Genomic DNA, 21,616 nt, shown 5'->3' on the forward strand with positions numbered 1-21,616 from the left:
TTTACGTTTTACTTAACACACTGGGGTTCATTAGGAGTTTCACGATGGAAATGCTGAAGTTTGGTAAGTTTGCTGCGCTGGCTCTGGCCATGGCCGTAGCTGTAGGTTGCTCCTCCAAGGGCGGTGATGACGCTGGCCAAGGCCAAGTCGATCCTAACGCTGGCTACGGTGCCAACACTGGCGCTGTTGACGGCAGCCTGAGCGAAGAAGCTGCTCTGCGCGCAATCACCACCTTCTACTTCGAATACGACAGCTCGGACCTGAAGCCAGAAGCCATGCGCGCTCTGGACGTTCATGCCAAGGACCTGAAAGGCAACGGCGCTCGCGTCGTGCTGGAAGGTAACACCGACGAGCGTGGTACTCGCGAATACAACATGGCTCTGGGCGAGCGTCGTGCGAAAGCCGTTCAACGCTACCTGGTTCTGCAAGGCGTTTCTCCTGCCCAGCTGGAACTGGTTTCCTACGGCGAAGAGCGTCCAGTTGCTACCGGCAACGACGAGCAGTCCTGGGCTCAGAACCGTCGCGTCGAACTGCGTAAGTAATTCGATATGCGAACGTGCCGTCGTGCTGTAACCGTCCTGGCTCTCACCCTGCCTCTCATGGCCTGGGCTGAGGTTCCTGTTGTTGATGACAACGCAGGCTATAGCGGCGCAAGCAGCTATCCACCTGCGGGTTATGGTACGAACGGCGCCTATGCCGGGGGAGGGGTTACGGCCCCTGCCTCGGCACAGGGCCAGCTGTTCATGCAACTGCAGCAAATGCAGGAGCAGATTGCGCGTCAACAAGGCATCATTGAAGAGCTGCAAAATGATGTATCACGCATGAAACAGGAGAGCCTGGAGCGTTACCAGGACCTGGATCGGCGTATCGGAAGCGGTGTAGCACCTGCCGCGACTCCGACCAATTCCCCAACCGGTGGCGAAGCCGCTGCCGGTGCTGCTGCAGGCGCCGCCGCCGGTGCTACCGCCGGCCAACAGCCTGCCGCCAGCAGCGAACCTGGTGATCCGGCGAAAGAGAAGCTCTACTACGACGCTGCTTTCGACCTGATCAAAGCCAAGGATTTCGACAAGGCCAGCCAGGCGTTCAACGCCTTCCTGCGCAAGTACCCGAACAGTCAGTACGCCGGCAACGCCCAGTACTGGCTCGGTGAAGTAAACCTGGCCAAGGGCGACCTGCAAGCTGCAGGGCAAGCCTTCGCCAAGGTCAGCCAGCTGTATCCCAAGCACAACAAGGTGCCGGACTCGCTGTACAAGCTGGCCGATGTAGAACGCCGCCTGGGTCACACCGACCGGGTCAAGGGCATTCTCCAGCAGGTGGTTACCCAGTACCCGGGGACCTCGGCTGCACAACTGGCCCAGCGTGACCTGCAAAAGCTCTGAACCAGCCGTTTTAGAAGAAACCCGCGCTAGTCGCGGGTTTTTTCGTTAGAATCATTGCCCTTTTATGAAACACGCTGCTGCGAACTACGCGATGACGGGTTCTCAGCGGTGCCTGACGGAGGCGGACAGCCTGTTTAGCTGTTACGCCCGTGGCGACTATGCAAGACACATTACGTATCACCGAAGTTTTTTACTCTTTGCAGGGTGAAACGCGTACCGCTGGGCTGCCCACGGTATTCGTCCGCCTCACCGGCTGCCCGTTGCGTTGCCAGTATTGCGACAGCGAATACGCCTTCAGCGGCGGCAGCATCCGCACCCTCGATTCGATCCTCGACCAGGTCGCCGGTTACAAGCCGCGCTACGTGTGCGTCACCGGTGGTGAGCCGCTGGCCCAGCCCAATGCCATTCCTTTGCTCAAGCAGTTGTGTGACGCCGGTTACGACGTTTCGCTGGAGACCAGTGGCGCCCTGGATATTTCCAAGGTCGACACCCGGGTCAGCCGCGTCGTCGACCTCAAGACCCCAGGCTCGCAGGAAGTGCACCGCAACCGTTACGAGAACATCGAACTGCTGACCCCCAACGATCAGGTCAAGTTCGTTATCTGTTCCCGTGAAGACTATGACTGGGCGGTGTCCAAACTCATTCAGTACGGCCTGGAAAAACGCGCCGGCGAAGTGCTGTTCTCGCCAAGCCACCATCAGGTGAACGCCACCGACCTGGCCGACTGGATCGTGGCCGATAATTTGCCGGTTCGCTTTCAGATGCAGCTGCACAAGCTGCTGTGGAACGACGAACCGGGACGCTGACAGGAGTGATGCAATGACTGAGAAACGTGCGGTAATTCTGCTTTCCGGCGGCCTGGACTCGGCCACCGTGGTTGCCATGGCCAAGGCCGAAGGCTATAGCTGCTACACCATGAGCTTCGATTACGGCCAGCGCCATCGCGCTGAGCTGAACGCCGCCGCGCGGGTTGCCCGTGACCTGGGCGTGGTCGAGCACAAGGTCATTGGCCTGAACCTGGACGGTATTGGCGGTTCGGCCCTGACCGATAGCAGCATCGATGTACCCGAGGCGCCGAGCGAGGGCATCCCGGTCACCTACGTGCCTGCGCGCAATACGGTGTTCCTGTCCCTGGCCCTGGGCTGGGCAGAGGTGCTTGAGGCCCGCGATATCTTCATCGGCGTCAACGCCGTGGATTATTCCGGCTACCCGGATTGCCGTCCTGAGTTCGTCGAGGCTTTCGAGCGCATGGCAAATCTTGCCACCAAAGCCGGTGTCGAAGGGCGAGGCTTTCGCATCCAGGCACCGCTGCAGAACCTCAGCAAGGCGCAGATCGTCCAGGCCGGCATGGCCCGTGGGGTCGATTACAGCCTGACCGTTTCTTGCTATCAGGCCGATGGTGAAGGCCGTGCCTGCGGTAAATGCGACAGCTGCCGCCTGCGCGCCGAGGGCTTCAAAGCCGCCGGTGTAGAGGACCCGACCCGATATTTTTAAATTATTTTGCGATGGGGTGTTGATTTCCTGTTAGAAATCAGTATTATACGCGCCATCCAACGGGTCGTTAGCTCAGTTGGTAGAGCAGTTGGCTTTTAACCAATTGGTCGTAGGTTCGAATCCTACACGACCCACCATACGCTGTAAGAGAAAGCCCGCGTCCTGCAAAGGTCGCGGGCTTTTTCGTTTCTGTGGGAGCGGGCTTGCCCCGCGATTGCGATATGAAGGACATACGCAATCGCGAGGCAGGTTGCACCCTCGCTCCTACCAATCAGAACGCGTAGGTCGCCGAGAGAATCGCCGAACGCGCATCGCCATACTCGATTGCCGAAGAACGTGCCCCGGTACCGTTTTGCTGACGAACACGTTCGACATAGTCCTTGTTGAACAGGTTGTTGACGTTCAGCTGCAGATCCAGGTCCTCGTTGACCCGGTACGCCACCATCGCATTGTGCAGCCAATAGGCGTCAAGCTTGGCGCTGGTGCTGGAGGTCACGTTGCGTTCGCTGACGTAGCGCGCGCCATAGCCCAGGGTCCAGCCAGCAGGCAGCTCGTAGGTGGTCCACAGGTTGAGCGAGCGTGGCGGGGTGTTGCCCAGCGCCTGGCCTTCACGGGCAATACCGGCTGCGGTGTCGGCGGCCTTGAGGGTTTCACTGTCGAGGAAGGTGTAGTTGGCGAACACATCCCACTGTTCAGTGATGTGCCCGGTCACGCCGACTTCCACGCCCTGTACGCGCTGCTTGCCGGCCAGTTGGGTCGAGCCGTCGGCCATGGTTTCGCGCGCGTTGGTCTTCTCGACGCGAAACAGGGCGGCGTCCAGCTCCAGGCGTTTGTCGAGCAACTCCCATTTGGTGCCCAGTTCCCAGGTCTGGTTTTTCTCCGGGGCGAGGTTTTCAGTGGTAGCACTCAGGCCGCCACCGGTGGAGGCCAGGCTTTCGGCGGAGGGGTTGAAGGAGTTGCCCCAAGCCAGGTAGATGCGCCCATTCTCAGTCGGCTTGTAGACCAGCCCGGCGCGGCCACTGAGTTTCTCGTCGCTCGATTCGAAGTCGGAGGTGCGCACACGGGCGGCGTCGTACCCCTGGGCCTCGCCTTTGAACATGTCGTAGCGCAGCCCCAGGTTCAGGTCCCATTGCTCATGCAGGGCAATCGTGTCGAACACGTATAGCGCCTGGTTGTTCAGCTCGGTCTCGGTGTAGCCGCTGGTGGCCTTGTTGGCCGGCCCCGACCAGTACCCCGGCGGGTTGCTCAGGTCGTAGCCGTTGGCAGGGTACAGGGCGTTGCTCAGCCCATAGCCGTAGGTTTTCAGGTCCAGGGTTTCACGTGACACTTCAATGCCGCTGACCAGGTCGTGACGCATGCCCAGCAAGTTGAAGTTGCTGATCAGGTTGGTCTGGTTGATCCACATTTCGGTGGTCGCGTCGCGGCCATAGCCTTGCGGGCCTGCGGGGCGGTAACGGCCCGGGGGGACGCCGGTGGTATTGACGTGGGAAGCGGATACCGTGGTATCGCGGGCGATATGGCTGTAGCGCGTGAGGTTCTGCAGGCGCAGGTTGTCGTTGAAATCATGCTCGAAGTTGGCGGTCAGCGAGCTCTGCTCGATCTCTTCCTTGTCGAGGTTCCTCCAGCCGAAATAGTCGTCGCGGTTAACCCCTGCCAGGCGTTTGCCGTCCAGGGCCGGTACGCCGTAGTCAGGCAGGTTGTCATCGACCTGGTGGAAGGCGCTCAGGGTCAGGCGCGTGGACTCGCTCAGGCCCAGGCGCAGGGACGGCGCGACACCCCAGCGTTCCCGGTCGATCTGCTCGCGACCGGCGACATCGTTCTGGTGGCCCATGAGGTTGATGCGAAATGCGCTGTCTTGCCCCACGCCTTCCAGCGGCTGGTTGCTGTCCAGGGTCATGCGGTAGTAGTTGTCGGTACCGACGCTGCCGCCCAGGCGGGTAAATGCCTGGTTCTGGGGCTGCTTGCTGATGATGTTGATGCTACCGCCGGTAGTGCCGGCACCGCCGAACACCGAGTTGGGGCCCTTGATGACTTCGACCTGCTCGATGTTGAAGGTGTCGGTGCGGTTGGTCTGCGCACTGTCGCGCAGGCCGTCGATCTGGATGTTGCTGTTGGCCGAGAAGCCGCGGATGTTGATGCTGTCGCCCGAACCACCGCCGCCTTCGCCAGCGTTGAAGGTGATGCCGGAGACGTTGGACAGCACCTGGCGCAGGCTCAGGGCCTGCTGCTCCTTGATGACCTGGGAAGGCACCACGGTGATGGTTTGTGGCGTGTCGAGCAGTGATGTGGCGTACTTGCTCGAGGCCGAATGTTCGGTCTTGTAGTCACCGCCAGCCTGGGCGTCGACGTTGATGTTGTCCAGCTGTAGGGGGGAGGACGGTGCTTTGTCGGCGACGGCATAGCTTGAGACCGAGGCGACAGCCAGGCCGATTGCCGAAGCCATGAAGGGGCGGGAGGAACGACCGGGGGTGAGTTCGCGTGTCATGGGCGGAGCTACCTACACAAATAAAAACGCTGTTGTTTATGAGAATTATTAACAGATACGTTTTTATGATAAGCGCCCTTGAAGCTTCAGTTTCACGCTCAGTTGTAACAAATAATTTCAAAAAACGGCTGCCCACGACCTTCAGCTGTCGCGGGCCCGTTCAAGGCCTCAGTGCACGTGCTGGCGCAGAAATGTTTCCATGCGTTCAGCTTCGGCCAGGTACTGTTCGAAACCGAGATTGCTGTACAGCTTGCCAGCCTTGATCCGCTTGGCGTCGCGACGCTGCTGCTCGGCGCGCTCGACCAGCGCTTTGCGCAACGCGTCGGCACTGGCCTGCGATGCTTCAAGCAGTGGTCGGGCCATGACTTCGGCGCTTTCCATGTGGCCCTGGGCAACGGCGCTCAGCACGGCGTTGGGGTCGCTCAAGGCACCCATGTCCAGCAAGCGGCAAGCCAATGCCGGAGTCACCTGGGCAGCCGCCACCAAGAGCGTGTCGGCTTGCACCGGGATGCCCTGGTCGAGCAACCAGTTGGCCGCTGCCAGGTGCCCGTGCTGCAGGCAGCACTCCAGGCTGGCGGCGTGCCCGCGCAGCGCCTCGCTCAGGTCGCAGCCGGCTTTGCGCAGGGCGTCCAGACGCTCGATGTCGCCGTGTTCGGCGGCATCGAGCATCGCCAGTTGGCGCAAGCGGGGCTGGTTGGCGAGGCTGCCGTCAGCCAGTGCCGGGCGCCAGTCCAGCACCCGTTGACGCAGCAATGCCGCCAGTCGGGCCTTGAGCGCCATGCCCGCTTCGCCGTCATTGTCCAGTTCATCCAGCGCTTCAAGCAGTTCGCTGGCGCTGCTGTATTCAGTCTCTGGGTCGAAGGGATCTGCTTCGTAGGCCAGCAGGCGCAACAGCGCGCCGACGTCATCGGCGATGCGGGCAAGGCTGTCCTGGTGCAGGCTGCCGGCCCAGGCTGGCGGCAGTCCACGGCTCCAGGCAATCACTGCGCCGTACTCGGGCCCTGGGGTGACGCACACGTACAGGCGTTCCAGGTACTCGAAACCACCGAACGGCAGGTAGTCCAGCTTGCCGCTCCATGGGTGCCCCGCTGCGCGGGCGGCTTCTTCGGCCTGCTCCAGTTCGTGCTCGATCCAGCCCCAAAGGTCGCGATAACCGTCGCTGCCCGGATAGAACAGTTCGCTGAAGGAAAACGGATGACGGTGGCCGTTGTAGACCACCTCCAGGTCATAGCCCACGCGACCGCCAAAGCAGGTTTGCCACAATCGCAGCAGTTGCTCAGGCACTGGGCCGTTCAGGTGGGTTTCGAGTCGGGCCAGGTTGGCTGCGTCAATGGGCGGTTGAGTGTCGAAGATCACGCAACCCTCGAACAGGGCCAGATGGTGGTCCTGCAACAGCTGACGTTCGGCGGGGGAGAGGTCCATTCGTGGTCCACCTTCAGATTGGGCCGCAGACTCTAGCACGCTATTAAACCGTCATTGTATTGCCCGCGTCCGTCACGCCGAATCGATCTAAACGCCACGGATGAGCGGGGTAAAATGGTATCGACGCTGTAGCGCAGGAGTCATGGCAATGAAATCCTTCAGCACACTTGCGTTAATCACTGCACTGGCCGCGGTACTGCAGGGCTGGCCTGCTCTGCAATTGCAGGCTGCGCAGTACCAGGAGCCGATTGACACGTCCGGGGTCAACCTGCAGCCTCAAGAGCAGAATGGCGTGAGCTACCTCACCGGCGGTATTGGTCTTGATGAGTCTCGGGCTATTCAGCAGGTCCAGGGCTACAACCTGCATCTGACCTTCTCGACCGGCCCGCAGAACGAGTATGCGCCGGACGTCGACCTGACGATTCAAGGGGGGCAGGGGCAAGCCCTGCTGCAACTGAATCAGGTTGGGCCGATGGTCTACGTCAAGCTGCCGCCGGGCAGATACAACCTGGTCGCCTCGCGTAATGGCGAGCAGCAGTTGAGCACAGTCACCCTTGTTCCGGGCCAGACTGGCAAGGTGAACCTGCACTGGAACCAGGTAAACTGAGCGGCGCCGGCACCCGGTTGGCCAGCAGTATGCCAAGGATCACTAGGGTGCCGCCGGCCAGCATGGCACCGGTCAGTTGCTCACCCAGCAGCAAGGCGCCGGCGACCACGGCGGTCAGCGGGTTGAGGGCGATGAAGCTGCCGGCCCGGGTCGGACCGATTTTAGCGATGGCATCGTAGTACATCACGTATGCCAGCGCGGAACCCACAGCCCCGAGATAGGCCAGGCAGAGGAGGTCGCGCGCCGTCAGCGCGCGTAGCGACGCGATGCTCATGCTGCCGTTGAGCGTAGCGTGCACACTGAGCATCGCCGCCCCGGCGAACACTGCATAGGTCACGGTGTGCAGCGCACCGATCTGTGTCACCACGCGGGTGCAGAAGACACTGAAGATCACCCAGCTCAGTACACAGCCGAAAATCAATCCATCGCCGATCCCGTTGCCCTGGCCGAGCGCCCCGGGGGCTCGGGCCAGCACCACCCAGCCGGCGCCCAGCAGGCACAGGGCGACGCCCAGCAGTTGGGCCCTGCCCAGGCGTTGCCTGAAGCACAGGTAGGCGACGATCGCCATGACGGCAGGATTGGTCGCAACGATCAGTGAGGCTCTGGAGGCGTCCGTGTACTGCAAGCCGTGGAAGAAGAACAGGGTATAGGCATAGATCCCGAAAAAGCCCAGCCCCACGATGTGCACGAGCTGCGCTGTGTTGACCCGCACCAAGCCTTGTTTCGAAACCATCAGGATGAGCACCAGCACCGCACTAGCGAGGATGAAGCGCAGGCTGCCGAGAAACAGCGGGTCGATACCGCTGGCAAGGGCGCGTCCGGCGACGAAGGTGCCGCCCCAGATCATCGCGACCAGTGCGAGTTTCAGAAAGGTGCAAGCGTGAGTTGGCATGGGCGGCCCTGGCTGACGATGTGGCGTCGATACGCCATACTTGATCGAATGCCAACTCATAGGGAAATGAGCAAACGCTCATGGGGCTGCTACCGATGACCTTGACCCAGCTGGAAATTTTCGCCGTGGTGGCGGCGCGTAAAGGCTTTACCCTCGCGGCGGCGCAACTGAACATCTCGCAATCCGGTGTTTCCCACGCTATTCGCGCCCTGGAGCAGGAGCTGGGCGTGGCCTTGTTCGAACGCCAGCAGGGCCGGATCGAACTGACAGATATTGGCAGCCGCTTGCTGCAACGGGCGCAAGCGATGCTTGGCCTGGCCGAAACCATGCGCCAGGAGGCCCTGGATGCGCGAGGGATGAAGCAGGGCACGCTGCGCATCGGTTCGTTCGGGCCGACGGCGTCGGTGCGTTTGTTGCCGGCGATACTCAAGGCTTACCGCCAGGCCTACCCTGGCATCGAAGTGCATGTCGACGAGGGCCCGGATCGCCAGGTGTTGCAATGGTTGCAGGAGCGGCGCATCGATATCGGTTTCGTGGTGCTGCCTGAAGAGCAGCTCGACACCTATCCGTTGCTGGAAGACCAGATGGTCGCGCTGCTGCCTGTTGATCATGCGCTGGCGCAGCAACCGGCGGTGACCCTCCAGCAGCTTTGCCGCGATCCCTTCGTGCTGACCGAGGCCGGGTCCGCCGAGATCGTCTCGCGCCTGTTTCTCAGCGCCAGGCTGCAACCACGCATTCGCTACCGCACCTCACAACTGCTCAGCACCCTGGAGATGGTCGCCAGCGGTGAAGGCTTGAGCATCGTGGCCCAGGCGTCCCTGCCGCTGAGCACGACCCTGGAGTACGTGCAACGCCCGCTCGATCCGCAGGTCAGGCGCACGGTGGGGCTGGCGGTGGTCGATGAGCGAATCATCTCGCCAGCGACCCGCGCCTTTATCGAACTTGCACGGACTTTGCCGCGTAATGTCGCCGACTGATTTATAGTAGCGCCCTCGTCAATGGCGTCTCCGGGAAAAGGAAGTGGTGTGTTTTTCAGGTTTGTTCTGATCGCCGTAATGCTGGCGATGTCCGCATGCAGTTCGCATTCCCCAAGCCCCGGTCCTTCTGCCAACAAAGTCGTGGCCGGCACCTACAAGGTCAAGCGCGGCGATACCCTGTATTCGATCGCTTCGCGTCATGGCTGGAGCTTCAAGGAGTTGGCGCGTTACAACGGCATCAGCGCGCCCTATGCGGTGAATGTCGGCCAGACCATCCGCTTTGGCGGTGCAAGAACCGCCACACGGACCACCACGAGCACCGCTAGCGCCAGCAAGGCAAGACCCGTGGCGCCCGCCACCAAGGTCACCTTGCGCGGGTGGGCGTGGCCGCTGCAGGGCACGGTGATCCGCCGCTACTCGTCCGCCGACAAGCTCAACAAGGGCATCCGCATCGCCGCCACACCGGGCCAGCCGGTGTACGCCAGCCTCGGCGGCAAGGTAGCGTTCGCGACGAACATCCGTGGTTACGGCAACCTGATTATCCTCCAGCACGGCACCTCCCATGCCAGCGTCTACGGTCACAACAGCAAGTTGCTGGTCAAGGAAGGCCAGACCGTCAGCAAGGGCCAGAAGATCGCCGAAGCCGGCGACCTGGATACCGACCGGGTGCAGCTGTACTTCGAGATCCGCCAGAACGGCAAGCCGATCGATCCGCTGAGCGTGTTGCCGGCGGCCGGCTGAGTCAGCCCAGCACCTCACGCAGGCGGTACCAGAACATCCCCAGGGCCAGCAGTGGCGAGCGCAGGGCCTTGCCACCGGGGAAGGTCAGGTGCGGTACGGCGCTGAACACATCCAGGCCCTGGCTGTGCCCGGCATGAATGGCCTCGGCCAATAGCCGCGCGGTCCAATGGCTGACGTTCAGGCCATGGCCGCTGTAGCCCTGGGCGTAGAACACGTTCGGGTGCTGTTGCAGGCGGCCGACCTGGGGGAAGCGATTGGCGGTGATGCCGATCTTGCCACCCCATTGAAAGTCGATGCGGGTGTGCGCCAGTTGCGGGAATACCTTGAGCATCTTCGGCTTCATGTAGGCGGCGATATCCACGGGGTCGCGCCCGGAGTAGTGGCAGGCGCCACCGAACAGCAGACGCCGGTCGGCAGACAGCCGATAGTAGTCCAGACCGACCTTCTGGTCGCACAGCGACAGGTTCTGCGGGATCAATTGCTCAGCCTGCGCCTGTGACAACGGCTCGGTGGCGATGATGTAGCTGCCGGCGGGCAGCACCTTGCCGCTCAGGCGCGGCTCCAGTTCCTCCAGGTGGGCGTTGCAGGCCAGCACCAGGCTGCCGGCGCGCACCGTGCCGTGGGTGGTTTTTACCTGCACGGTGGCGCCATGGCTGATTTCCACCACCGGGCTCTGTTCGAAGAGGCGTACGCCGAGGGACGCGGCCACGCGCGCCTCGCCAAGCACCAGGTTGAGCGGATGCAGATGGCCCGAACCGCGATCGATCAGGCCGCCGGCATAGACGTCGGAGGCGACCACCTGGTGCATTTGCTCGGGTCCGACCAATTGCGTTTCATGGCGATAGTTCAGCTCGGCCAGGCTCTGCTGCTCGGCACGGAAGGCGACAAACTGCGCCGGGGTGTTGGCCAGTTCGCAAAAGCCCCAGCGCAGGTCGCAATCGATGCCGTGCGCGCGGATGCGCTCGGCCACTACTTCGACCGATTCGATGCCGGCGCGTTGCAGGTACTTCACCCCGTCCTGGCCGACGTAGCGGGCAAAGCCCTCGACCTCGTGGCCGATACCGCGAATCAGCTGGCCGCCGTTGCGACCGCTGGCGCCCCAGCCGATGTGCCGGGCTTCGAGGAGGATCACCGAGAGCCCGCGCTGGGCCAGTTCGATGGCGCAGTTGACCCCGGTAAAGCCGCCGCCGATCACGCAGACATCGGCCTGCAGTTCGGCGCCCAGGGCAGGGTAAGCCGCCAGGTTGTGGGCCGTGGCGCTGTAATAGGAGCGGACGTGTTCATAGGTGTGCTGGTTCATTTGTTCGACTTCACTTTGCTCCAGGAGCGGGTCATCAGGCGCATGATCGCCGGCGTCGGGGTGGTGGAGACATACAGCTTGTCCAGCACCTCTTGCGGCGGGTACACCTCGGGGTTGTTGACCAGTTCGGCATCCATGTACTGCTTGGCCGGCGGGTTGGCGTTGGCGTAGCCGACCACGCCGCTGACCTTGGCGATCACTTGCGGGTCGAGCAGGTAGTTGATGAAGGCATAGGCCTCTTTGCGGTTGCTGGCGTCGGAGGGGATGGCCAGCAGGTCGAACCACAGGTTGCTGCCTTCCTTGGGAATGGCGTAGGCGATGTTGACACCGTTCTTGGCTTCCTTGGCGCGATTGGCGGCCTGGAACACGTCGCCTGAGTAACCGAAGGCCACGCAGATATCACCGTTGGCCAGGTCCGAGACGTATTTGGAGGAGTGGAAATAGGTGATATAGGGGCGCAGGGTCAGCAGTTTCGCCTCCGCCTTCTTGTAGTCTTCAGGGTTATTGCTGCGTGGGTCCATGCCCATGTAGTTGAGGATGGCCGGGAACAGCTCGTCGGCCGAATCCATGAACGACACGCCACACTGGCTGAGTTTTTTCAGGTTCTCAGGCTCGAACATCACTGCCCAGGAATCGACGTGATCGACGCCCAGCACCTGCTTGACCTTGTCGACGTTGTAGCCGATGCCGTTGGTGCCCCACAGGTAGGGCACCGAATGCTGGTTGTCGGCGTCGTTCTCTTGCAGGGCCTTGAGCAGTACCGGGTCGAGGTTCTTCCAGTTCGGCAACTGCTCGCGGTCCAGTTTCACAAAGGCCCCGGCTTTGACCTGGCGGGCCAGAAAGTGGTTGGACGGCACCACCACGTCGTAGCCGGTGCGACCGGCCAGCAACTTGCCTTCCAGGGTTTCGTTGGAGTCGAACACGTCGTAGATGACCTTGATACCGGTGCTGCCCTGAAAGTCCGCCAGGGTGGTTTCACCGATGTAGTCGGTCCAGTTGTACACGCTGACACTGGGCTGGGCCTGGGCCGCGGCGCTGACCAGCAGCGCCAGGGTTGCAGTAACGACTGTTTTCATGGGACGCATATCGACACCTTTTCGAATTGTTGTTTTCGATACTTGTTACAAGGTCGAGCTCAAACGCTGAGCAGCAGGAACTCACGCTCCCAGGAGCTGATCACTCGTTTGAAGTTCTCGTGCTCGGCACGCTTGACCGCCACATAGCCACGCACGAACTTGCTGCCCAGGTACTGCTCGATGGTCGGGCAGTCCTCCATGTGCGCCAGGGCGTCTTCGATGGTGATGGGCAGGCGCAGGTTGCGCCGCTCATAAGCGCGGCCCTGCACCGGCGCGCTGGGGTTGATCTTTTCGACCATGCCCAGGTAACCGCACAAAAGGCTGGCGGCAATCGCCAGGTAGGGGTTGGCGTCGGCGCCTGGCAGGCGGTTTTCCACGCGCATGGCCTCGGGGCTCGAGGTCGGTACGCGCAGGCCCACGGTGCGGTTCTCTTCGCCCCATTCGACGTTGACCGGCGCCGAGGTGTCGGGCAGGAAACGGCGGAACGAGTTGACGTTGGGTGCGAACATCGGCAGCACTTTGGGGATGTACTTCTGCAGGCCACCGATGTGGTGCAGAAACAGCTCGCTCATCTCCCCGTCGGCGTCGACGAAGATCGGCTTGCCGGTGGCGATATCGACCACGCTCTGGTGCAGGTGCATGGCGCTGCCCGGTACGTCCCCCACAGGCTTGGCCATGAAGGTGGCGGTGACGTTGTGCTTGAGCGCCGCCTCGCGCATGGTGCGCTTGAACACGGTGATCTGGTCGGCCAGGTCCAGGGCGTCGCCGTGACGGAAGTTGATTTCCATCTGCGCCGGGCCGTCTTCATGGATCAGCGTGTCGAGGTCCAGGCCCTGGGCTTCGCACCAGTCGTAGACGTCTTCAAACAGCGGATCGAATTCGTTGGCGGCATCGATCGAGAACGACTGCCGACCGCTTTCGGCCCGGCCCGAGCGGCCCAGCGGTGCTTGCAGCGGCAAGTCCGGGTCTTCGCAGCGCTGGGTCAGGTAGAACTCCATCTCCGGGGCGACGATCGGCTGCCAGCCCTTGTCGGTGTAGAGCTTGAGGACTTTCTTGAGCACGTTGCGCGGCGACAGTTCGATCGGCTTGCCCTGTTTGTCGAAGGTGTCGTGAATGACCACGGCGGTTGGCTCGATGGCCCACGGCACCACATACACCGCGGCCGAATCCGGGCGGCAGACCATGTCGATGTCGGCGGGATCGAGCAGGTCGTAGTAGATATCGTCGTCGACAAAGTCCCCGGTTACCGTTTGCAGAAGCACACTTTCCGGCAGGCGCATGCCTCGTTCATGCAGGAACTTGTTGGTCGGTGCGATCTTGCCGCGGGCGATACCGGTCAGGTCACTGACCACGCACTCGACTTCGGTAATCTTGTGCTCTTTCAGCCACGCAGACAGCTGATCGAAAGGGGCATTCATAAAGACCTCGTTGTTGGTTTTATCCACGCCAGGACCGGCAGTTGCGACCGGCTTGCCACCCGAGCGGCTTCCCCTGTAGCGCGTTGAGGTCTATCTTGGGTGACGCGTGCGCATTCGATCTATCCACTTTCAGCAAGACTAAAATGCACCAAAAGAGTGCATAAAGAGCAGCTCATGACAGCGTCAACGCCTTTGCGGGTCCAGGCTTTCAACACCGCCGATGTCACCGAACAGGTCCGCGCCACCCCAGGCTGGACCCAGCATTACCAACAGATGTCTCCCGGGCATTTCGCCGGCCAGTTGCGCTGCCTTGACCTGCAGGGCGTGGAGATCTACGAAGAGTGCATGAACACCCGGATCGAGCAGAATTTCAGTGCGCCGGCCGGCTCTCTGGCGTTTTGCTTCGACCGCAGCGACCACAGCCTCTACGTGCTCAATGGCGAAAGCCGCAACATCTGGATCACCCCGGAGAACTACCAGGAAGTAGCCGTGGTGTTCGGCCCGGAATTCGTCCAGCGCCACGGCCTGGACATCGCCCGCCTCGACGGGCTGTTCATGGCGCCGCTGAACTCGATGCAGAACGAGCTGTTCAGCCGCTGGCTGAGCGGGACGCTCACGCGCATCTCGCAGACCATCGACCCGCCAAGCCAGGATGCGCTGGCCGGGCAACTGCTCGAAGACTGTCTGTTCATTCTCGATAACGCGTGCATCTGCCTCGATCGCGGGGCGTTGTGGCGGCGTACCGAAGAGCGCGCGATCATGCGAAAGGTCGGCGAATGGGCGGCCGATTGCCCGGAAGAAACGCTTAATCTGCTGGAGCTGTCGCAGGTCGCCGGGGTGTCCTTGCGCCAGTTGCAGCACGCCTTCAAGGCCTTCACCGGCATGGCCCCGGCACAGTGGCTACGCCTGCGCCGGCTCAACAGTGCCCGGCGTGAACTGCTCAGTAGCGGGCCTAGCGACACCACCGTGGCCGAGGTGGCCATGCACTGGTCGTTCTGGCACCTAGGACGGTTTTCCGACAGCTACCGCAAGCTGTTCAGGGAGCTGCCCAGCGAGACCCTCAAACGCGCGGCGCTGTCAGTCAGATAGCCAGCAGTGGTAATGTTCGACCTACTAAATGAAGTCGATAGCCTGGAAAGACCATGCCAAGAGCCTCCCACCAAGACCTGCGTCGCGCGTTCCGCCAACTGCTTGCCTCACCTGCCTGCTACCACACCGCCTCCGTATTCGACCCGATGTCGGCGCGCATTGCCACCGATTTAGGCTTTGAGGTGGGCATCCTGGGGGGCTCGGTGGCATCCTTGCAGGTGCTGGCCGCACCTGACTTTGCCCTGATCACCCTCAGCGAATTCGCCGAGCAGGCAACGCGGATCGGCCGGGTGGCCCAGTTACCGGTGATTGCCGACGCCGACCATGGTTATGGCAATGCGCTCAACGTGATGCGCACGGTGACCGAGCTTGAGCGTGCCGGGATTGCCGCGCTGACCATCGAGGACACCTTGCTGCCTGCCCAGTTCGGGCGCAAGTCCACCGACCTGGTCAGCATCGCCGAAGGCGTCGGCAAGATCCGCGCGGCACTGGAGGCACGGGTCGACCCGGAGCTGTCGATCATTGCCCGCACCAACGCGGCGCTGATCCCGACCGAAGAAGTCATCGCCCGCACCGTGGCCTACCAGAACGCCGGCGCCGACGCGCTGTGCATGGTCGGTATCCGCGACTTCGACCACCTTGAACAGATCGCCGCGCACCTGAGCGTGCCGCTGATGCTGGTGACCTACGGCAACCCGCAGCTGCACGACGATGCGCGCCTGGCCGAGCTTGGCGTGCGTATCGCCGTCGATGGTCATGGCGCCTACTTTGCCGCGATCAAGGCCACCTACGACTGCCTGCGCGAACAGCGGCGGATCACCAGCAGCGCTTCGGACCTGAGCGCCACCGAACTCACCCATACTTACACCGTACCGGGCGACTACATCGTCTGGGCCCGTGAGTACATGGATGTCAACGAATAAGCCACAAGGCTTAACCAAAGCAACAACTCTCTACAAATGGAAGCGAAACAATTCATGAAGAAATCTACAGGCGTACTCGGCCTCGCAGTGGTAGTGGCAGCGGCATGCACCGCGGGTGCCTGGTACACCGGCAAGCAATTGCCCGGCGTGCTCGAAACCACCATCGCCGAATCCAATGCCCAGACCAAGCAGGCGCTGCTGGGCATGGAAACCACTATGGAGCTGCAACTGGTATCGCTGGACAGCCGTCTGTTCAGCAGTACCGCCAAATACCGCCTCAAGGTGCAGAACCTGCAGGTTGGTGAAGAAAGCAAAAGTTTCGAGCTGAATTTTGTCGACCAGATCGAACACGGGCCGTTTCCGCTGTCGCGGGTCAAGGCACTGAAGCTGATGCCGGTCATGGCTGCAAGCCACTACGCCCTGGAAAAAGACGCTGCCACCGCTGACTGGTTCGCCCTGACCAAGGACGTTTCGCCGCTGCAAGGCCAGGTCGCCTACGGCTACGATCGCTCGATGGACAGTGCTTTCCAGGTGGCGCCGATCGAGTGGAGCAAGGACGGCTCGTCGCTGAAGTTCTCCGGGTTTGAAGTCAGTGGCCACGGCAACGAAGGCGCCGAACATGTGCAACTCACCGGCCAGTCGGCCGGCCTGAGCCTGAACCTGGTCGACCCCGACAGCAAAGTGCTGAAAGTCGAGATCAAGGGCCTGAGCCTGACCGGCGACATGACCAAGACGCCGTTCGGCTTCTATGTCGGCAAGATGGACATGGCCGTGGCTGACACGGTCGCGACCTTCGGCGACGAGCAGAAGGTCCTGGTGCTCAAGGGCCTGGCGCAGAACAACGAGTACAAGAACGACGGTGACAAGCTCTCGGTGCGCATGGAATACAAGGTTGCCGACATCAACTTCGACGGCAAGGCCATCGGTGCCGGCGAGATGGTCTGGAGCCTCAAGCGTCTCGACATCCCGGCCATGCAAGCGCTGATCGGCTGGTACCAGAGCCGCCTGCCGGAGTTCCAAAAGGCCGCTGCCGAAGGTGAAGGCATGCCGGACCTGGCGATGACCGAGGCCGAAACGGCCCAGGTGCGCAGCGATGTGCAGCGTCTGCTGGCGGCCAAGCCGCAGATCGCCCTGGAGAACCTGTCGTTCAAGACTGCCAATGGCGAAAGCCGTTTCAACTTCAGCGTTGACCTGGCCAACCCGAGTTCTCTGGAGTTGCCACCGCAGGAGCTGTACAAGCAGTTGATCACCCAGCTGCAGAGCAAGCTGTCGCTGTCCAAGCCGATGATCGGTGACCTGGCGACCCTGCAGGCGCAGTTCGAAGGCCAGACCGATGCTGCCATCGTCTCCCAGCAAGCGGCTCAGGCCGGGGAAATGGTCAGCATGATGGCGGTGCAAAGCCAGATGGCCAAGGTCGAGGGCAACGACATCGTTACCACGCTGCATTATGCCGATGGCATGGTCGACTTCAACGGCCAGAAGATGACCGTTGAGCAGTTCGCCAGCGTGATCATGGCCAACGCCAGCGCAATGCAGGCGACAGGCGGTTGATGTTCAGGCCCGGGGCGCCCGCCCCGGGCTTGTTTCACTAAAAAAACCTTTTGAATTCATCCGATTATCTGTAGCCTTCGGCATCCTATAAAAACCCGAGGCCGCAGCTGGTCCGTGGTTCTGTGTGCAAGGCTGAGTTGCCCTGCCTGCGGAGCCTGTAGCCGATTTGCCAGGGCTCGGTGATACACTCGACTTACGCGCTCAAGCGCCTGCAGGTCCAGCGATCATGACCCAGATTTCCGAACGCCTTCTCGTCCAGGCCCACCTCGATGCCAAGCAGCCCAAGCCGCTGACGCCCGAGCAAGAGGCCGACTACCGCGCCGCCATCGCTGCCGAACTCAAGGCACAAAATGCGGTGCTGGTTGCCCATTACTATTGCGACCCGGTGATCCAGGCCCTGGCCGAAGAAACCGGCGGCTGCGTGTCCGACTCGCTGGAAATGGCCCGCTTTGGCAAGAACCACGCGGCCACGACCGTGGTGGTGGCCGGTGTGCGCTTCATGGGCGAGACGGCCAAGATCCTCACTCCGGAAAAGCGCGTGCTGATGCCGACCCTCGAGGCGACTTGCTCGCTCGATCTCGGCTGCCCGGTAGAAGAGTTCTCGGCGTTCTGCGACAAGCACCCCGAGCGCACCGTGGTGGTGTATGCCAACACCTCGGCGGCGGTCAAGGCCCGGGCTGACTGGGTGGTGACCTCCAGTTGCGCGCTGGAAATCGTCGAAAGCCTGATGGACAACGGCGAGACCATCATCTGGGGGCCGGACCAGCACCTGGGCCGCTACATCCAGAAGCAGACCGGTGCCGACATGCTGCTGTGGGACGGTGCCTGCATCGTTCACGAAGAGTTCAAGTCGCGTCAGCTCGCCGACATGAAGGCGCTGTACCCGGATGCGGCGATCCTGGTGCACCCCGAGTCGCCTGAGGCAGTGATTGACCTGGCCGATGCGGTGGGTTCCACCAGCCAGCTGATTGCTGCGGCGCAAACCCTGCCGAACAAGACCTTTATCGTCGCCACCGACCGCGGCATCTTCTACAAGATGCAGCAGTTGTGCCCCGACAAGGTCTTCATCGAAGCCCCCACCGCCGGTAACGGCGCGGCCTGCCGCAGTTGCGCGCATTGCCCGTGGATGGCGATGAATACCCTGGAGCGCACCTTGCAGTGCCTGCGTGAGGGCAGCAACGAGATCTTCGTCGAGCCAGCGCTGATCCCCCAGGCGATCAAGCCGCTCAAGCGTATGCTCGACTTTACCCAGGCGGCGCGGATGAAGTTGTCCGGTAACGCCTGACGACGCCTTCGCGGGGCAAGCCCGCTCCTACCGTAGGAGCGGGCTTGCCCCGCGATGCTTTTTGCGGTGTTAGCGCATCATGTCCTTGACCATCCGCTGCTGCTCCATCAGCTCGCGCTGACGCGCATCGATCTTCGACGCCAGGACAAAGTTGTTGCCGGCCCGCTGTTTAGCGTAATCGAGCTGTTGCAAGGCCTGGTCGAAGTCGCCCACCAAGGCGAAGTACTCGGCGCGGGCCTGGTGCAGGCCAATGGTGTTGCCGGACAACCCGCGCACTTCCGCCACGTCATACCAGACATCCGGGTCTTGCGGGCGATTCTTGAGCAGCGCATCCAGCGCCTTTTCCGCCTCGGCGGGGCGGTTCTGCTTGAGCAGCAGGTCAATGCGCGCCTGTTGCAACGGGTAGTTGCCCGGGTACAGGCCACGCATCCGTTCGACGCGCTGCTGGGCATCGGGCAAGCGGTTGTTGGTGATGTCCAGGTCGATCTGCGCCAGGTTGTAGGTGATGTCGTTGGGCGCCTTGGCCAGCAGCGGCTTGAGGTTCTCGCGCGCCTCGTTCAGGCGCCCGCCCTTGATCTGGGCCAGGGCCAGGCCGTAGCGGGCGGCGTCCTGTTGCGGGTTTTCGTCGAGCTGCGCCTGGAAGCGCTTGGCCGCAAGCCCTGGGGTGCCTTCGTAGATCAATGCCACCCGCGCACGAATCAGTTGATAACGCTTGCTGTCTTCAGTGCCGCCCTTGGGCGCCTGTTCGGCGCGGTTACGGGTATCGGCGATCCGCGATTCGGTGACCGGGTGAGTCAGGAGGAATTCCGGCGGCTTGGCGTCATAACGGTATTGGCGCATCAGGCGCTCGAACATGGTCGGCATGTTGCGCGGATCGTAGCCGGCCTTCTCGAGGTTGAGGATACCGATGCGGTCGGCTTCCTGTTCGTTCTGCCGGGAGAAGCGCCGCTGTTCCTGGATGGCTGCGGCCTGGGTGCCGGCGATCGCGGCAATACCGGCATCACCGGCCCCTGCTGCGGCGGCGACGATACCGATCAGCAGCGCGCCCATCATCGGCAGTTGCATGCGTTGCTGGGCCTCGACGCCCCGGGCGAAGTGGCGCTGGGACAAGTGCGCCAGTTCGTGGGCCAATACCGAGACGTACTCGCCCTCGGTCTGGGCATTGAGGAACAGCCCGCCGTTGACCCCGACGATCCCGCCGGGGGCGGCGAAGGCGTTGAGTTCGCGGCTGTCGATGAGGATGAACTCCAGGCGCCGGTCCTGTAGCTGGCTGGTCTCGGCCAGGCGGTAGACGCTGGTTTCGACGTAATCCTTGAGCTGGGGATCGTTCAGTTGGTTGACATTGCCCCGCAGCAGGCTGAGCCAGGCGCGGCCCAGCTGGTGTTCCTGTTGCGGGGAGACAATGGCAGAACTGGCGTCGCCGAGTGACGGCAGGTCGTCGGCATGGCTGGGGAGCGCCATCAAACAGGCCAGCGTCAGCAGGGTAGGGCGCAGAAAATTCATGCACGAAGCTCTGGTCGACAAAGAACCTTACTGTAGCCCGCTCACACGTTGGCGACCAGTGGCGGTATCCTACCGGGCTTGTTCAAAATGCTACCTGTGCCCGCATTCCTGCCTGGAGAACCCCATGAGCGCTACCCCGACCCATGACGCCGAACTCGACGCCAGCGGGCTGAACTGCCCGCTGCCGCTGCTCAAGGCGAAGATGGAGCTCAACCGCCTGGACAGTGGCGCAGTGCTCAAGGTGATTGCCACCGACGCCGGTTCCCAGCGCGATTTTCGCACTTTTGCCAAGTTGGCCGGTCATACGCTGCTGCTCGAAGAGGCCGAGGCCGGTGTGTACACCTACTGGTTGAAGAAAGCCTGAGTTTTCTCTGTTAAAGGATCGTCAATGTTCAAGGTGCTTCGCGACTGGATGCAGCGCTACTTCTCCGATGAAGAAGCGGTGGTATTGGCGGTCTTGCTGTTTCTGGCGTTCACCGCCGTCCTGACCCTGGGCGGCATGCTTGCCCCGGTGCTGGCGGGGATGGTCCTGGCGTTCTTGATGCAGGGCCTGGTCAATGCCCTGGAGCGCCTGCGGGTGCCGACCCGATACGCGGTGGCGCTGGTGTTCACGTTGTTCATGGGCGCCCTGGCGGTGTTCCTGCTGGTGCTGGTGCCGCTGCTCTGGCACCAGTTGATCACCCTGTTCAACGAGCTGCCGGGCATGCTCGGCAAGTGGCAGTCGCTGTTGCTGCTGTTGCCCGAGCGCTACCCGCACCTGGTCTCTGACGAACAAGTGCTGCAGGCCATCGAGGTGATGCGCGGCGAGATCGGCAAGTTCGGCCAGTGGGCGCTGACCTTCTCGTTGTCGAGCCTGCCGCTGCTGGTCAACATCATGATCTACCTGGTGCTGGTGCCGATCCTGGTGTTCTTCTTCCTCAAGGACCGCGAGCAGATCGCCCACTGGGTCAGCGGTTACCTGCCCAAGGAGCGGGCGCTGATGACCCGGGTGGCCGAAGAGATGAACCGGCAGATTGCCAATTACATCCGCGGCAAGGGCATCGAGATCCTGATCTGTGGTGTGGCCACCTACATCGCCTTCATCAGCCTGGGCCTCAACTATGCGGCGTTGCTGGCCCTGCTGGTCGGCCTGTCGGTGGTGGTGCCCTATGTCGGCGCGGTGGTGGTGACCGTGCCGGTGACCTTGATTGCGCTGTTCCAGTGGGGCTGGGGCGATCAGTTCATCTACCTGATGGCGGTGTACGCGATCATTCAGGCCCTGGATGGCAACGTGCTGGTGCCGTTGCTGTTCTCCGAGGCGGTGAGCCTGCACCCGGTGGCGATCATCTGCGCGGTGCTACTGTTTGGCGGCTTGTGGGGGTTCTGGGGGATTTTCTTTGCGATCCCGCTGGCGACCTTGTTCAAGGCCGTGCTGGATGCCTGGCCGCGGCGCGAGCCGATGGTGGCGCCGCTGCTGTGAGCTTTTTTGGGAGCT

20 protein-coding genes and 1 tRNA gene are annotated in these 21,616 nt (G+C 62.1%); 14 read left to right on the top strand and 7 right to left on the bottom strand.

Features of this window, described 5'->3' with window-relative positions; genetic code table 11:
- The first annotated feature begins 44 nt into the window (after positions 1-44).
- The 5 genes from pal (at position 45) to BV82_RS06995 (ending at position 3,010) form a co-directional block, all read left to right on the top strand.
- Entirely contained in the window at positions 45-542 is a 498-nt protein-coding gene (pal, locus tag BV82_RS06975) for a peptidoglycan-associated lipoprotein Pal (RefSeq protein WP_010223188.1), read from the top strand.
- A 6-nt stretch (positions 543-548) separates the two neighbouring features.
- The gene (gene ybgF, locus BV82_RS06980) at positions 549-1,379 is read left to right on the top strand and encodes a tol-pal system protein YbgF (RefSeq protein WP_026001326.1); all 831 of its coding nucleotides are present in this window, start codon (positions 549-551) and stop codon (positions 1,377-1,379) included.
- 158 nt (positions 1,380-1,537) lie between these two features.
- Positions 1,538-2,185 carry a 7-carboxy-7-deazaguanine synthase QueE gene (queE, locus tag BV82_RS06985; protein WP_036994142.1) on the top strand — a complete coding sequence of 216 codons (648 nt, stop codon included), beginning with the start codon at positions 1,538-1,540 and terminating at the stop codon, positions 2,183-2,185.
- Positions 2,186-2,198: 13 nt separating this feature from the next.
- Positions 2,199-2,873 (top strand): 7-cyano-7-deazaguanine synthase QueC, encoded by a 675-nt coding sequence (queC, locus tag BV82_RS06990; protein ID WP_010223185.1) that lies wholly within the window; start codon positions 2,199-2,201, stop codon positions 2,871-2,873.
- A 61-nt stretch (positions 2,874-2,934) separates the two neighbouring features.
- Positions 2,935-3,010: transfer RNA gene (locus BV82_RS06995), tRNA-Lys, on the top strand.
- Positions 3,011-3,144: 134 nt separating this feature from the next.
- Here the strand turns inward: BV82_RS06995 and BV82_RS07000 are convergent.
- Together BV82_RS07000 and BV82_RS07005 are read right to left on the bottom strand one after the other, a co-directional pair.
- Positions 3,145-5,358 (bottom strand): TonB-dependent receptor, encoded by a 2,214-nt coding sequence (locus BV82_RS07000; protein WP_010223184.1) that lies wholly within the window; start codon positions 5,356-5,358, stop codon positions 3,145-3,147.
- 168 nt (positions 5,359-5,526) lie between these two features.
- Positions 5,527-6,780 (bottom strand): SMI1/KNR4 family protein, encoded by a 1,254-nt coding sequence (locus BV82_RS07005; RefSeq protein WP_036994145.1) that lies wholly within the window; start codon positions 6,778-6,780, stop codon positions 5,527-5,529.
- A gap of 148 nt (positions 6,781-6,928) precedes the next feature.
- Between BV82_RS07005 and BV82_RS07010 the strand changes: the two genes are divergently transcribed.
- Complete coding sequence (locus BV82_RS07010) at positions 6,929-7,387, top strand: hypothetical protein (protein ID WP_036994147.1); 459 nt, start codon at positions 6,929-6,931, stop codon at positions 7,385-7,387.
- Here BV82_RS07010 and BV82_RS07015 read toward each other — a convergent pair.
- The gene (locus BV82_RS07015) at positions 7,329-8,279 is read right to left on the bottom strand and encodes a DMT family transporter (RefSeq protein ID WP_051636702.1); all 951 of its coding nucleotides are present in this window, start codon (positions 8,277-8,279) and stop codon (positions 7,329-7,331) included. The two genes, BV82_RS07010 and BV82_RS07015, sit on opposite strands and share 59 nt — an antisense overlap.
- Positions 8,280-8,374: 95 nt before the next feature.
- Between BV82_RS07015 and BV82_RS07020 the strand changes: the two genes are divergently transcribed.
- Positions 8,375-9,256: a LysR family transcriptional regulator gene (locus BV82_RS07020; protein ID WP_026001325.1), complete on the top strand. Its 882-nt coding sequence runs from the start codon at positions 8,375-8,377 to the stop codon at positions 9,254-9,256.
- A 48-nt stretch (positions 9,257-9,304) separates the two neighbouring features.
- Positions 9,305-9,997 carry a peptidoglycan DD-metalloendopeptidase family protein gene (locus BV82_RS07025; RefSeq protein WP_010223179.1) on the top strand — a complete coding sequence of 231 codons (693 nt, stop codon included), beginning with the start codon at positions 9,305-9,307 and terminating at the stop codon, positions 9,995-9,997.
- Between the two features lies 1 nt (position 9,998).
- Here the strand turns inward: BV82_RS07025 and BV82_RS07030 are convergent, their stop codons facing one another.
- Genes BV82_RS07030 through BV82_RS07040 form a run of 3 tightly spaced genes read right to left on the bottom strand, consistent with a single transcriptional unit; the run spans position 9,999 to position 13,791 of the window.
- The gene (locus BV82_RS07030) at positions 9,999-11,297 is read right to left on the bottom strand and encodes an NAD(P)/FAD-dependent oxidoreductase (RefSeq protein ID WP_036994149.1); all 1,299 of its coding nucleotides are present in this window, start codon (positions 11,295-11,297) and stop codon (positions 9,999-10,001) included.
- Complete coding sequence (locus tag BV82_RS07035) at positions 11,294-12,382, bottom strand: polyamine ABC transporter substrate-binding protein (protein WP_010223177.1); 1,089 nt, start codon at positions 12,380-12,382, stop codon at positions 11,294-11,296. The genes BV82_RS07030 and BV82_RS07035 overlap by 4 nt, the downstream gene beginning before the upstream one ends.
- Before the next feature lie 50 nt (positions 12,383-12,432).
- Positions 12,433-13,791: a glutamine synthetase family protein gene (locus BV82_RS07040; RefSeq protein ID WP_036994150.1), complete on the bottom strand. Its 1,359-nt coding sequence runs from the start codon at positions 13,789-13,791 to the stop codon at positions 12,433-12,435.
- A 174-nt stretch (positions 13,792-13,965) separates the two neighbouring features.
- Between BV82_RS07040 and BV82_RS07045 the strand changes: the two genes are divergently transcribed.
- From BV82_RS07045 to nadA, 4 genes are all read left to right on the top strand, one after another.
- Positions 13,966-14,880, top strand: a complete 915-nt coding sequence (locus tag BV82_RS07045) for a helix-turn-helix domain-containing protein (protein ID WP_010223175.1) — start codon at positions 13,966-13,968, stop codon at positions 14,878-14,880.
- Between the two features lie 53 nt (positions 14,881-14,933).
- Positions 14,934-15,803 carry an isocitrate lyase/PEP mutase family protein gene (locus BV82_RS07050; protein ID WP_036994152.1) on the top strand — a complete coding sequence of 290 codons (870 nt, stop codon included), beginning with the start codon at positions 14,934-14,936 and terminating at the stop codon, positions 15,801-15,803.
- A 54-nt stretch (positions 15,804-15,857) separates the two neighbouring features.
- The gene (locus tag BV82_RS07055; protein ID WP_036994153.1) at positions 15,858-17,354 is read left to right on the top strand and encodes a YdgA family protein; all 1,497 of its coding nucleotides are present in this window, start codon (positions 15,858-15,860) and stop codon (positions 17,352-17,354) included.
- A gap of 226 nt (positions 17,355-17,580) precedes the next feature.
- Complete coding sequence (gene nadA, locus BV82_RS07060; RefSeq protein WP_036994156.1) at positions 17,581-18,639, top strand: quinolinate synthase NadA; 1,059 nt, start codon at positions 17,581-17,583, stop codon at positions 18,637-18,639.
- 69 nt (positions 18,640-18,708) lie between these two features.
- Here the strand turns inward: nadA and BV82_RS07065 are convergent, their stop codons facing one another.
- Positions 18,709-20,142, bottom strand: coding sequence for a M48 family metalloprotease (locus tag BV82_RS07065; protein ID WP_036994159.1), 1,434 nt, complete (start codon positions 20,140-20,142; stop codon positions 18,709-18,711).
- Positions 20,143-20,266: 124 nt separating this feature from the next.
- Between BV82_RS07065 and BV82_RS07070 the strand changes: the two genes are divergently transcribed.
- Both BV82_RS07070 and BV82_RS07075 read left to right on the top strand, forming a co-directional pair.
- Complete coding sequence (locus tag BV82_RS07070; RefSeq protein WP_010223170.1) at positions 20,267-20,506, top strand: sulfurtransferase TusA family protein; 240 nt, start codon at positions 20,267-20,269, stop codon at positions 20,504-20,506.
- 24 nt (positions 20,507-20,530) lie between these two features.
- Positions 20,531-21,601: an AI-2E family transporter gene (locus BV82_RS07075; RefSeq protein WP_010223169.1), complete on the top strand. Its 1,071-nt coding sequence runs from the start codon at positions 20,531-20,533 to the stop codon at positions 21,599-21,601.
- Positions 21,602-21,616 lie beyond the last annotated feature (15 nt).

Source organism: Pseudomonas donghuensis (assembly GCF_000696345.2).
GTDB classification, from domain to species: Bacteria; Pseudomonadota; Gammaproteobacteria; order Pseudomonadales; family Pseudomonadaceae; genus Aquipseudomonas; species Aquipseudomonas donghuensis.